At 45.1% G+C, this 13709-nt stretch carries 11 protein-coding genes; 3 read left to right on the top strand and 8 right to left on the bottom strand.

Going from position 1 to position 13709, the window contains the following annotated elements; genetic code table 11:
• Positions 1 to 99 precede the first annotated feature (99 nt).
• The 3 genes from GTK07_RS15380 (at position 100) to GTK07_RS15390 (ending at position 3673) form a co-directional block, all read left to right on the top strand.
• Positions 100 to 996, top strand: a complete 897-nt coding sequence (locus GTK07_RS15380; protein WP_163636137.1) for a cation diffusion facilitator family transporter — start codon at positions 100 to 102, stop codon at positions 994 to 996.
• Between the two features lie 97 nt (positions 997 to 1093).
• Positions 1094 to 2824 (top strand): alpha/beta hydrolase-fold protein, encoded by a 1731-nt coding sequence (locus GTK07_RS15385; RefSeq protein WP_163636138.1) that lies wholly within the window; start codon positions 1094 to 1096, stop codon positions 2822 to 2824.
• 54 nt (positions 2825 to 2878) lie between these two features.
• A complete protein-coding gene (locus GTK07_RS15390) occupies positions 2879 to 3673 on the top strand; it encodes a hypothetical protein (protein WP_163636139.1) in 795 nt (264 codons plus the stop codon).
• Positions 3674 to 3775: 102 nt separating this feature from the next.
• On the opposite strand, the gene GTK07_RS15395 is transcribed toward GTK07_RS15390, so the two are convergent.
• The 8 genes from GTK07_RS15395 to GTK07_RS15430 form a co-directional block, all read right to left on the bottom strand.
• Positions 3776 to 4444 (bottom strand): bifunctional 4-hydroxy-2-oxoglutarate aldolase/2-dehydro-3-deoxy-phosphogluconate aldolase, encoded by a 669-nt coding sequence (locus tag GTK07_RS15395; RefSeq protein WP_163636140.1) that lies wholly within the window; start codon positions 4442 to 4444, stop codon positions 3776 to 3778.
• 100 nt (positions 4445 to 4544) lie between these two features.
• Complete coding sequence (locus GTK07_RS15400; protein ID WP_163636141.1) at positions 4545 to 5594, bottom strand: sugar kinase; 1050 nt, start codon at positions 5592 to 5594, stop codon at positions 4545 to 4547.
• A 135-nt stretch (positions 5595 to 5729) separates the two neighbouring features.
• Entirely contained in the window at positions 5730 to 6833 is a 1104-nt protein-coding gene (locus GTK07_RS15405; RefSeq protein WP_235932890.1) for a bile acid:sodium symporter family protein, read from the bottom strand.
• 27 nt (positions 6834 to 6860) lie between these two features.
• Positions 6861 to 9059, bottom strand: coding sequence for a pyrroloquinoline quinone-dependent dehydrogenase (locus tag GTK07_RS15410; RefSeq protein ID WP_163636142.1), 2199 nt, complete (start codon positions 9057 to 9059; stop codon positions 6861 to 6863).
• A 57-nt stretch (positions 9060 to 9116) separates the two neighbouring features.
• The gene (locus GTK07_RS15415; RefSeq protein WP_163636143.1) at positions 9117 to 9578 is read right to left on the bottom strand and encodes a nuclear transport factor 2 family protein; all 462 of its coding nucleotides are present in this window, start codon (positions 9576 to 9578) and stop codon (positions 9117 to 9119) included.
• A 7-nt stretch (positions 9579 to 9585) separates the two neighbouring features.
• Positions 9586 to 10530, bottom strand: coding sequence for an RraA family protein (locus tag GTK07_RS15420; RefSeq protein WP_163636144.1), 945 nt, complete (start codon positions 10528 to 10530; stop codon positions 9586 to 9588).
• A 114-nt stretch (positions 10531 to 10644) separates the two neighbouring features.
• Complete coding sequence (locus GTK07_RS15425) at positions 10645 to 12144, bottom strand: mandelate racemase/muconate lactonizing enzyme family protein (RefSeq protein ID WP_163636145.1); 1500 nt, start codon at positions 12142 to 12144, stop codon at positions 10645 to 10647.
• Between the two features lie 23 nt (positions 12145 to 12167).
• Positions 12168 to 13700 (bottom strand): SusD/RagB family nutrient-binding outer membrane lipoprotein, encoded by a 1533-nt coding sequence (locus GTK07_RS15430; protein WP_163636146.1) that lies wholly within the window; start codon positions 13698 to 13700, stop codon positions 12168 to 12170.
• Between the last annotated feature and the right edge of the window lie 9 nt (positions 13701 to 13709).

Consider the following 13709-nt stretch of genomic DNA (forward strand, 5'->3'; position numbering starts at 1 on the left):
ATCAAGTACCGGGGATTTTATTTATAAAATAGTAGCGCAATCTTCCAGTCCTTCGCTATTTTTTTGTCTATTTTGCAAGAGCGTTTCAACTTGCTTCCTTTGGAAAAACCCAGTAACGAACAGACCGCGATACGAACCACCTATTTCAGCATTTTTGGTAATGCCAGTCTGGCGTTGATAAAAGGTTTGGCGGGATTCTTCGGAAATTCGTATGCCTTGATTGCGGATGCCATTGAATCCACTACCGATATTTTCTCCTCCCTTTTGGTCCTTTTCGGACTTACTTATGCCAAGAAACCTGCCGACGAAAATCATCCCTATGGCCATGGTAAGATTGAACCTCTGATTACCTTCGTGGTCGTGGCCTTTTTGGTGACATCAGCTACCATCATTGCGTATGAAAGCGTACTGCACATTCAAACCCCTCACAAGACCCCGGAATCTTGGACTCTATATGTTTTGGGGGCCATCATCCTTTGGAAAGAGATTTCGTTTCAGATCGTGATCCGGAAAAGTAAGCAGACCCACAGTTCTTCCCTTAAGGCCGATGCATGGCACCATCGTAGCGACGCCATCACATCGGTTATGGCCTTCATCGGTATTTCCATTGCCCTTATTTTTGGAAAGGGCTATGAAACAGCCGACGATTGGGCGGCGCTTTTTGCCTCGGCATTTATCCTCTATAACAGCTATTTGATTTTTAGACCTGCTTTGGGCGAAATCATGGATGAGCACCAATACGATGACCTCATTCTGGAAATACGTGAAAAAGCTCGGGAAGTCGATGGTATATTAGGTACCGAAAAATGCTTTATCCGTAAATCGGGAATGAAATACCACGTGGACCTTCATGCCATTGTGGATGGTTCCATTCCCGTGGAAAAAGGACATTGGATCGCCCATAATCTAAAAGATTATCTGCGAAAGGAAATACCCAATCTGGGGCACGTGCTCATCCATATTGAACCGGATGAGTTTACTGATAGAGTGGAGTAGCGCTTCAAATCCATAATTGGGAAGTGGCAATAAATCCTTTGTTTCCATGGGTTTGTGATGGAAATGAAGTATCTTTTTCATCTAAAATCCAACCGTCATGAAAAATTTCCTTTTGCTTTTTTGCAGCTGCTGCCTCTTGTTCGTCTCCTGTGAAAAAAAGGCAAGCTCAAAGTACAGTATCGATGTGAGTTTTACTTCGGAAATAAGTCCTGAAAAAAAAGATGGCCGATTACTTTTGATGCTCTCTACAGACGACAGTAAGGAGCCTCGGTTCCAGATCAACGATGGACTGTCTACCCAACTCATTTTTGGCGTCAACGTGGATGACATGACCCCTGGACAACCTATAAATTTTGATGAAACCGTTTTTGGCTATCCCTATCCAAGTCTCGCCGATGTACCTCCCGGCGAATACAACGTGCAGGCCCTTTTGCATGTGTACGAGACCTTTAACCTGTCTACAGGCCATACGGTAAAACTCCCTATGGACAATGGCGAAGGACAACAGTGGAACCGTTCCCCTGGAAATCTTTATAGCAAACCCTACAAAATAACCGTTGGCAGCAATGGTATCGAAAACATATCCGTGGTCATGGACCAAGAAATACCACCCATTCCCGAGCCCGAGAACACCGAATGGATCAAGCACATCAAAATGAAGTCCGAAAAATTGTCCGCATTTTATGGACGGGACATGTATCTGGGTGCCCATATTTTGTTGCCCAAAGATTTTGACAAACATCCCGAGGCCAAATATCCCTTGATGGTGTTCCATGGTCATTTCCCCAGTGACTTTGGCGGATTCCGAACTACTCCGCCGGACCCGAACTTGGAGCCGGAATATTCTGCACGTTTCGATTTGGATGGATACAACATCATTCAACAGCAAGAGGCCTACGATTTTTACAAACGCTGGAACGACCCTGATTTTCCACGTTTCCTCATCATCGAAATTCAGCACCCTACCCCCTATTATGACGATTCCTATGCGGTGAATTCCGCTAGTCAGGGACCGTGGGGCGATGCCATTACCTACGAACTCATACCCTATATAGAAAAACAGTTCCAGGGTATGGGTGAAGGTTGGTCCCGATTCTTGTACGGTGGCTCCACGGGTGGCTGGGAAGCCTTGGCCGTGCAAGTGAAATATCCCGAGGAATACAACGGCTGCTTTGCCGCCTGCCCCGACCCTATCGACTTTAGGGCGTATTGCCTCACTAATATTTACGAGGACAAAAATGCCTATTACTACGATTCCCCACACAAAAAACTGGAAGTGCCCTCGCATAGAAATTATTTGGGGGACATCCAATCCACGCTACGGCAGGGCAATCATTTGGAACTGGTCTTGGGTGATAAATCCCGATCTGGGCAGCAATGGGACATTTGGGAAGCCACCTATTCTCCCCAGGGCGAGGATGGCTATCCCGTGCGCATTTGGGACAAAAAAACAGGGGAGATCAACCACGAAGTGGCCGAGTATTGGAAAGAAAACTATGACCTACGCCATATTTTGGAGCGGGACTGGGACAAATTGGGCGAAAGTCTAAAAGGCAAGATCCATCTCTATTGTGGCGACATGGACAACTATTATTTGAACAACGCCGTGTATTTGATGGAGGATTTTCTGGAAAGCACCACAGATCCCTATTATGACGGCGAAGTGTTGTACGGGGACCGTGCGGAGCATTGCTGGAACGGCGACCCCGACCAGCCCAATGCCATCAGCCGTTTGCGGTACAATACCATGTATGTACCCAAAATCATGGAGCGTATCTGGGAAAGTGCACCCCAAGGGGCGGATTTAACGAGTTGGAGGTATCAGTAAAATTAGAAATGCGACAGAATACACTGCACACGAATCATATATAATTAAAAGACCTTGGGAAAGAAGAAGAAAATAATAATAGATACCTTTAATCCTTATGAAAATCGGTTTCCAAATAGAAAACTGGTTACGAGAGATACTTTACTTCTAATAAAATATTTACGCTCTGAAGGTTATAATGTTATTATTGAACCTGATAATGGGCTTCCCCTACAATATCTTTACAAAAAGGGAATCGCAGAGTTTTTTGCAGACCCAATAAATATTACACTAATAAACATTCCTATAACCATATTAACAAATATAATTTCAAACCAAATCCAAAAACTATTTGACCAAAAAGAAACTATAATTAAAGAGAATATCAATATTAAAATTGATAATTCCACTATTACATACAATTATTTAGGTGAGCATCAGGAAAAAAGTAACGACAAGCTTGTTGCTCAAAAACGGAAAGAATTAAAGGATGGATTTGACAAATGCTTTGAAATAAAATCTCCTTACGAGGATTTACCTACTCCTGTATTTTTAGAGCATAAACCCAAAATAGTGGGTTGGTGTTGGCTTTGGAGTGATGATGAAGGACTTAAATCTAGAATGGTAATAACTGATAAAATTATCAAACGGAGGATTTCTCAAAATCGATTGAATGGACTAAGTGTCACTGGGATTGCAACGAAAACACAATGCTCAATTTGTAAATCTGATTTTGTTGTTTGCAACCACATTCCTGGAAAAAAATACAAAGGAAAAAAATGTTCGAACACTATAATTGAAACAGACTATGTAGAAACAAGTATCGTTAAAGAACCCATTAATTCACAGTGCTTAATTAACTATAAATAGTTAATGCCTTAAACCATAGTAGCTATTCGTTACTCACAATAATGAACTACATATAAATGGAAACGAGTAATCACTTTGATAACAAAACAATCAAACAAATTTTCACTTAACCAAACCCTGAATAACCCCCAAAACTTCCTTCACGGTATCCGTCAATTTTGCAAAATCCCTTTTTTCCAGAATTTCCTTAGATATCAGTTGGGATCCCATGCCCACACAGGTGACCCCGGCGGAGAACCATGCCTTTAAATTGACCTCACTGGTATCCACCCCGCCTGTGGGCATGATGCTCGTCCAAGGTTGTGGCCCTTTGATCGCCTTCACGAACCCGGGGCCGTACGTGGAACCAGGGAACAGTTTGATGATCTCCACCCCCAGTTCCTCGGCTCGGTTAATCTCAGTAAGACTGCCACAACCAGGGCTGTACAGTACTTTTCTTCGGTTACAGGTTACGGCAATGTCTTCCCGCAAGGAAGGCGTTACGATAAAGTTGGCTCCCAATTGCATATAGAACGAAGCGGCCGAGGCATCGGTGATGCTCCCTACGCCCATGATCATACCAGGCAGTTCTTGGAGTGCATATTTGTTGAGCTCGGTGAACACCTCATGGGCAAAATCGCCCCGGGCAGTGAATTCCATCAGTCGGGCTCCGCCCTCGTAACAGGCCTTCAACACCTGTTTTCCCAATTCCACATCGGGATGGTAGAACAGGGGCACCATGCCCGTTTCCGCCATTGTCCGTGCCACCGCTATCCGTGAATATCTTGCCATATCGTTTCTTTAACCTTTTTACTTTTTACCCTTTACCCTTTTACTTTTTACTTTTTACCCTTCACCTTTTGCTTTTCTTTCACCTTCTACCCAGCAACCTTTATCTGGCTACCCTTCCGGAAGCATCGCCTCCCATCAGTTTTTCAACCTCCTCCACGGTCACCAAATTGGCATCGCCCACGATCGTATGCTTCAGGCACGAAGCCGCCACGGCAAAATTAAGCGCTTTCTGGTCATCATTGGGCCATGTGAGCAATCCGTAGATCAATCCGCCCATAAACGAATCTCCTCCCCCTACGCGATCCACAATATGTGTGATTTGGTATTCCGGGGAAGTGAACATATTTTTTCCATCATACAATACCCCTGCCCAGGTGTTGTGCGATGCCGATAGGGACCCCCTCAAGGTAGTGATTACCTTTTTTGCGTTGGGGAACTTTTTCATCATTTGCTGGCATACGGACAGGAAAGCCTCTGCCTTTACATGCTCTCCCTGGGTGGTGATGTTCAACCCTTCGGGTTTAATCCCAAAATGCTTCTCCGCATCTTCCTCGTTCCCAAGAATGATATCGCAGTACGAGGTCAGTTCCGTCATGATGGCCTCGCGGTCTCCTCCGTATTTCCAGAGCTTGGCCCTATAGTTCAGGTCCGTGGAAACGGTAAGTCCGTGTTTTTTGGCAGCCTTTGCCGCCTCGATGCAGGCATCGGCAGCACCTTGGGAAATGGCTGGGGTAATCCCTGTCCAGTGGAACCATTCGGCCCCTTCAAAAACGCTGTCCCAGTCCACCATGCCCTTCTGTATCTCGGCCATGGCCGAATGGGCACGATCGTATACTACCTTGCTTCCCCGCGAAACGGCTCCCGTCTCCAAAAAATAAATGCCCAACCGGTCACCACCGAAGATGATCTTATCGGTGCCTACTCCACGTTTGCGCATTTCCATCTGGGCACATTCCCCGAGGTCATTTTTTGGCAATCGGGTCACAAAATCCACAGGGATGCCATAATTGGCCAAGGATACGGCCACATTGGACTCGCCCCCGCCATAGATCACATCAAAACTGTTCGCCTGTGAAAACCTTAAAAATCCCGGTGGTGCCAATCGTAGCATGATTTCACCAAAGGTGATTACTTTTTTTGTCCCTTTCATGTTCATTTATATTAGTTGTAATGTAAATATCTTACTATCTTCTTGATTGAGAAAAAGAAGAACGCACTTGGAAAAGCTGCACGTTCTTCTTTAAAACTAAACTAACTCAAACAATCTATTCTTCTATTCTTTTCTTTAACTTTTTGCTTCAGAAACTATTTTTTCGGGGGCACTTTTGTGCCAGTAGGAGGCCAAAATGGATCCGGTAATGTTCATCAACGGTCCAAAAACTGCAGGGGCAAGTCCCATAGTGGCAATCTTGCCCAGCGAATTGGCAATCCCGGAGGCCAATCCCCCATTCTGCATCCCCACTTCAATGGAAATGGTTCGCGCATCCCGCTCTCCCATACCTACTACCCGTGCAAACCAATATCCCAAAAAGTAGCCAAAAAGGTTATGGATCAATACCAAAATAAGCAATGTTCCCCCAATATCCAGAAGACTGTCCCTGCCTGCCGCCGTAATCACGATGATGATCAAACCTATGGCCAACATGGATAATAACGGCATGACATCATCCAACCATTTGGTCTTTCCATGCAACAAATAATTGAACAATAATCCGGCACCAATAGGTAAGATGATCATTTTGGTGATGCTCCACATCATGGCCAATACCTCTATCTCCACAAATTGGCCAGCCAACAGTTTCATCAACAAAGGTGTAACAAAAGGTGCCAATAAGGTGGCAATGGATGTGATGGTAATGGAAAGTGCCAGATTGGCCTTTGCCAGATAGGCCATTACATTGGAAGCTACACCACTGGGAGAACAACCGATCAATACGATTCCCGCAGCGATCTCTGGGGGAAAACCACTGATATTGGCCAGAACATAACCGATTATCGGCATAATGGCCAATTGTGCGGTCACCCCCACCAAAACACCCTTTGGGGATTTGATGATCTCTGCGAAATCCTTGATGCTCATGGAAGTTCCCATGCCGAACATGATAATCTGGATCAATGGGATGATCAACGCCGTCAACTTAAAGTCCCAAATCTGCACAAAATATTGGGGCCAGTACAAGGAAAGGGCCACCCCAGCAAAAATGAGTACGGCAAAAACAAACCCTTTCAGCATCTTATAACCATTAAAGCCAATGGCCAAAAGCACAAAAAATGCAATGATAAAAGGACCTGCATCCGAAATATTCCCTTGAATAGCCTTGTAAGCAAAAATCAACAAGGCCACTGCCGCCAGGCCCAGGGACATGTTATGTAAAGTATTCTTTTTCAAAATCAAAAATTTTAAATGTTAGTTTTGTTATTGTTCCTTTAATGCAAAGGCGATATAATCCCCACCTGGTTTTTGTCCCCGGCCACCACCTGCGGCAATCACCACATATTGCTTGCCATCCACTTCGTAGGTGATGGGTGTCGCAAATCCCCCTGCTGGAAGTTGATGTTCCCAAACCACCGCTCCGGTCTTTTTGTCAAAGGCCCTTATTTTTTCATCTTTTGTCCCGGCAATGAATACCAATCCACCTGATGTCACTATGGGGCCGCCGTAGCTTTCTGTACCTGTTATGGGTACTCCCTTTTCTGTGAGTTCCGGATATTCACCGAGAGGAACCCGCCATAAATAATCGCCTGTGCTCAAATCGATTGCGTTCAGGGTTCCCCAAGGCCTTTTTATGGCCGGATATCCATTCTGGTCCGTTAGTTTTTTCCATGTCTTGATCACATACTTGGCCTCGTAACCAAACTTCTTTTCTTCTTCCTCGCCTTCTTGACTTGCCATTTTTTCAGGATTGACAGTTTGGTGCATTCCTGTGGGCAAATCCAAAATATAGGCGGCAATGGCCCTTCTTCCTTCTTCAGGAATATGTTGGAACGAAGGCATCCTTCCTGTTCCCGATTTCAGCAACTCCAAAATCTGTGTTTCCGTGGACCGTTCGCCAATACCCACAAGGCTCGGAAACTCAGTAGTACCGGTTCTATCCGTACCGTGACACATGGCACAGTTTTTTTGATAATGTTCCTCTCCCGTTAAAACCTTATCCATCTCCTTTTTTCTGGATTCTGCATTTTCCATGACCAAAAGCCAAGGATCATCGTTGGAGTTTTGATAGAGAACCCCATCCAAATCGGTTGCATTTCCTCCCCATTCTGCCCCGCCGCTATATCCGAACATGATGGTCCCTTTTTCATTGGGCAGGGCAAACTTTTTATCTGTCCGATATTGGTCGAACAGTTCCTTAACATAGGCATGCGATTCAGGGGACAAATCTGTGATGATATCCTCCGTAAAAATTTGATGCGACAACGGTGCGGGTTTCAAGGGAAATTTTTGAACAGGATAAGGATGCTCGCCCGGCAATCCTCCTTCCGTAGGAACCGAACGTTCCTCAATCGGAAAAATCGAAGCTCCGGAATCCCTGTCCAGAACATAAATGAGTCCGTCCTTGCTCACCTGCACCACCACATCCAACTTTTTGCCATTGTGGGTTATGGTCGCCAAATTGGGTGGACAAGGCAAATCCCTGTCCCAAAGGTCATGTTGTACCGTTTGAAAATACCATTTTAGTTTTCCTGTGGACGCATGCAGCGCTACCACACAGTTCCCAAAAAGATTCTTTCCTTCCCTATTGCCGCCGTAAAAATCCGAGGATGCCGAACCTGTTCCGAAGTAGACCACTCCTCGATCTACATCCAAGGACATACCTCCCCAGCTATTGGCCCCTCCCTGTTCTTTATAAGCCTCTTTTGGCCACGTATCATACCCTTCTTCGCCAGGTCGGGGAATGGTATGGAATATCCACTCCAACGCTCCTGTGATAATGTTGAAAGCACGGACATCTCCGGGAGCGGCATTGCCTCCTTCGGAAACACTGGAGCCCGTGATGTACAAATCTTTGTGAACAATTCCCGGACTAGTAGCATTGACGGCTGCAGCACTAATGTCCACATCCAAACCTTCTGCCAATCCTGTATGAAGGTCTACCTTTCCTTGGATTCCAAATGTTTCAATTGCTTTGCCTGTTCTTGCATTTACAGCATAGAGAAAGGAACCGGAGGTGTAGAGAATCCGTTTGTCCTCGCCTTTTTCCCAATAGGTGATTCCCCTGTTGGCACTGATGTTGTACCTTCGACCATCCGCTATAGGTTCAAACTTCCAAAGTTCCTCCCCCGAGGCAGCGTTCAAGGCAAAGAGGTTGAGTTCTGCGGTGGTGCCATACAAAATACCATCTTTCACAATGGGCTGGCACTGGATGGCCTTCGGTCTTTCGGGAACCTTTCCATTCACATAGTCACGGGCATCATAAACCCATGCCACTTCCAAATTCTGGACATTTTCTTTATTGATTTGATCTAAAGGGGAATATCTTTTGTTGCTCCGATCACCTCCGTAGACAGGCCAATCTTTTCCCGTTTCCAAATCAATGTATTCATCCTTTTCCGTTCCCACGGCACATCCGAATACCATAAAGCCTACCAAAACCGACAGCGTCACTTTTTGCATTTTAATTCCTCAAGTTTTTGAAAATTCATTTAACTACGCACAAAAACCTTGAGATTTTTAGTTGGGAAGCCTATATGCCTGACGTGCCAGTAGTACCATCTTGTCATTTTCATCCAACTGGAACACCATAATGATCCCGATATGTACCTTGGCCGGTTGCCCTGCATTTGTGGCATCGGCAGAAAGTATGTGCCTAACAATGGCGACATTTTCCGATATGTTCACACTTTGATCATCATTGGTAATGGAAATAAACTGAAAGGATCCATTGACCACATCATCAACAAACTCTGCCTGGTCCTGTATTTTTCCACTGGAATGGCCATAGCTCAGATTGGTGGCCGTTATGGCATTGAGTGCGGCTTCGTCCCGTGCGATGACAGCATCATCAAACCTTTTAAGGGTCTGTAACACCATTTCCTTGTCCAATTGTTTCTGGTCTGCGGAAGAGGCACAAGATGTGATGACACACACACCAATGAACAATATGATCTGTTTACTTATTCCTATTTTTTCCATAATCAAATCAATAATTGTTCTTTTTAAGATGGTCGTCCAATTCGGCGCGGGTCATCGGTAATTTGGTATCAGGATATTTTTTAAGCCAGTTCAAAAAATCGGCTTTGATCTCTGGTGTCCATCTAGTATCGATTTGACCTGCGGTATAGGTTTTCTCGCGTAATCTTTGGAATCCAAACTCATCACGCAGTGCCACCACTTCAGAGGAAATAACCAATTCTGGCACAAGATGGGAGGGTATGAAAATAGTTCCATGCCTATTGGCCAAAACCACATCTCCAGGCAACACGGTGGCCCTTCCTATACGTATGGGAGCATTTATGGTGGTAAGCATTTGTTGCTGTAGATAGGAGGGGTCCTCATCACGGTACCATCCATTAAATCCTTCTATTTCAAGAAGTCCGCCCAAATCCCGAACACCACCGTCAAACACCACTCCGTTTTTGGAGTTGGCATAAATGGCATTTCCCAAATTGGATCCGATGAGGGTCCCATCAATGATCCTTCCATAACCATCGGCCACATACACATCTCCGTTGACCAGAATCTCTATGGGCCAAGAATTGCTTCCTCCAATGGTGTCCCTTTTTTCTTTGGCTCCCTGCAGCTTTACATATTTATTCAAATCTGGGCGCAAGGGCATATACTGTGCGGTCACCACGCGTCCGGTCATGACTCCTTCAGGGTGGATGATCTTCCAGCCTCCCTCGTATTGGTTATTGAATCCTTTTTGGCGGAGGTAGCCCCAGGCTTCCTCTATCCTTATTTTTTTTAATCGTTGCAAAAGAGCATCCGATACCTTGGGCCTTCCATCGGCAAAACGCTCTCCTTTCCATTGATCTGTGAGTGCTTTTACATATTCCGGGGAGGAGCCCACCTTCTGCGCACTCATACCAAAGGTTGCCATAAAACAGGCCAACAGGGCGATGTGCTTCATCTTATTTTTTTTCATTTTTGGATTTAGTTTGGTTCATCAAAAATTTTAATCAAAGCCCATGATCTTTAAAATTGACCATGGGCCTATCTTTAATTAACTAAACAACTTATAAACAACTTAGCTTCACTACTAACTATAAGTTCTATCATGCGACCTTAACTCGTCCCATTCCTTGGTAGACTTGAAGAAGCTTTTATCCGATGGGTGCAAGTGTTCCTTAACCACATCTTCGTTCAATTCTATTCCAAGTCCCGGGGCCGTCAATGGTACCGTGGCAAATCCCTTGTCTATCATTTTGAATCCGCCCACGGTCGTTACAAGGTCTTCCCACCATGGCAAATCCACGGAATGGTGTTCCAATGCGAGGAAATTTTGGGTAGCTGCCGCACAGTGTACGTTGGACATGAAGGAAACTGGGGTACCTGCTTGGTGCATCGCCATCGCAATGCCATATTCCTCGGCATAATCCCCAATTCTCTTGGTTTCAAGCAAACCTCCTGAGGAAGCCAAATCAGGATGGATGATATCCACCGACCTGTTTTCAATCAACGGTTTAAAATCATTCAAGAGATAGATGTCCTCCCCTGTGGTGGTAGGTGTCTCGATTGCCTGGGTAATGGTCTTCCATTGTTCATGATATTGCCATGGCACCATATCCTCGAACCAAGCCAAGCGATATTTATCCAATTTCTTGGCCAATCGGATACCATTGTTCAGGTCGAAGTGGCCATAGTGATCGGTGGAAATGGGAATCTCGTACCCTACCATATTACGGACATTTTCCACAATCTGGGCCAACTCATCCAAACCTTTTTCGGTAATCTGTATTTGGGTAAAAGGATGCATGGTGTTCCCATAGGACATCATGTTCCTGCGATCTCCCCACTGTGCCAAAACTCCCCTATCGTTTTCCCAAAATTTACCGTTGACCACGGTTCCTGGCTTTCCCCGTAATTCACCAATGGAAACATCCATTTTTAACCAAGTGTAGCCCTGCTCCTTGGTCCTGTACTCAATCAAACGCTTCTGTTCTTCCGGGGAACTGGCTTCAGGGGTATCCGCATACATCCGTACCTTGTCCCTATACCTCCCACCAAGCAATTGCCAAGCGGGTACATTGTAGGCCTTTCCGCAAATATCCCAAAGTGCCATTTCAACACCACAGACACCTCCCGCTTGGCGGGCTGGTCCTCCAAATTGTTTGATGCTTTTGAAAATTTTTTCCACATTACAAGGGTTTTCACCTAAAATGCGGCTCTTCAGGAAAAGGGCATATCGTACATCCGCAGCATCCCTGACCTCTCCCAAACCATAAATGCCTTGGTTGGTTTCTATTTTGATAATGGCCGTACCTCCCATAACACTGGTCAGTGCATAGCGCATATCCGTAATCTTAAGGTCTGAGGGGGCCGACATCCTGCTCACTTTGGAAGTGGTCTGGGCAATCGTGTCTTCGATGCCCAAGCCCATCATGCCGGTCATGGCAATACCTCCCAAGGCTGTTTTCTTAAGGAAATCACGTCTAGCATCCGTGGTTTTTGGGTTTTCGATTTCTGCCTGTCTGGCCAGTTTATAATCGCTTTCTTCTTTTTTGTTCTTTGCTATGATATGTTTTAATACTGATTTCATGTGCATTTTAATTTAGTTTGATTTTACTGTTGGTCCCACCAAACATGGGTATCGAGGTTGTCGGGTCCCATGCGGGAAACAGCCTCATTCAGATTGGCCCCGTTGACTGCAATTTCAGCATTGGGGTACGTTAACCTATTGATAAAATCCCCTGTGATATCCTGTCCAGGATAAGTATTTGGAGGCAATACCGGAAATCCGGATCTCCTGAAATTCGCATAGGCTTCCGGACCATTGAGAAATGAAGAAACCCAGTACTGTATATTGATCAATTCAATATTATTGGTGCCATCCAAAGTATGTGCGGCCACATACGAATCAATATCCGCCACATCTATAGCAGTCTCACTACCATAAGAAGCCATTTGCTCCATATGTGCCCGGATTCCTGCTTCAAAATAATCTTGGGGATTACCTGCGATCCATCCCCTTTCGGCAGCTTCCGCCAATAAAAGTTGGGTTTGCGAATAGGTCAACAGAAACATGGGGGAGCTAATGGTGACCATTCTTCTTCTATCTACCTGGCTAAATGCATAGAAGCTTTCCAAGCCAAGGTCGGCTACTACAGGGTTTATGGATACGTTGTCATACCCCACCGGCATACCGATTTGATCTGTAGGATCGGTAGAGGCGTTATCCACCGTTTGTTCCGCCCCCGAAGCCGCTCCAATATAGCGGACCGCAATAGAAGCCAACCTAGGATCAGAATTTGAGGATAGATAATCCACAAAATATCCAGTCAAATAAAAGTTATTGGCTTCCGAACCATTCAGATAACTACCAATTGGATTATTGAAGTTATTATCGTGGCGTACTACAAAATTATCATCATTGGACTCCAAAACACCCCCATTGAATGCATAAACCGTAGTTTCTTGGGCCAATTGCGGGTCCACTTTTACCAATCGCATGCCAATACGAAGCAGTAAGGAATACCCCAACTTTCTCCATTGATCCAAATCCCCAGCATACATGACCTCTCCATCTTCATCCTCCGCGGTATCTGAAAAACCTTCCACGGCCGCTTTCAATTGAGTGATCATATCCGTATAAATAAACTCTTGGGAATCGTACTTGGGCAATACTATCTGGTCGGAAAATCCTTTGCCTGCTTCGGAATATGGAACATCGCCATAAGTGTCCGTCAATACCATGAAGGCATAGGACTGTACAATCGTGGCCATGTGCAGAAGATTGCTCCTTTCCGGCTTATCTGTCAATTGGGCAATCAAATCACCTGTATGTTTGATCACATTCTCGTAATAATCCGTCCATTGCAATTCGGTTGCACTTCGGTTATCCTGATTGTAGTTGGCCCCGGTCAAAATCCCCGAGTTGGGGGTAACCATTTGTTGTGCGATACCCATATCGTAGATGACCTGTCCGTTGGAAAAGGACAGACCTATGATGGCATTGTTCAACAAGAAGGCAGGGTCAACACTTTCGCTGGTAGGATCTACTGAATTGGTGTTTATTTCGTCGAAATCTTTCTCACAACCAATAAAGAGGAACACAACCATAAGCATTGTTGCTATGATCTTTTTATTGTCTTTCATAATTCTTCT

The organism is Flagellimonas sediminis (assembly GCF_010500845.1).
In the GTDB taxonomy this organism is placed as follows: Bacteria; Bacteroidota; Bacteroidia; order Flavobacteriales; family Flavobacteriaceae; genus Flagellimonas; species Flagellimonas sediminis.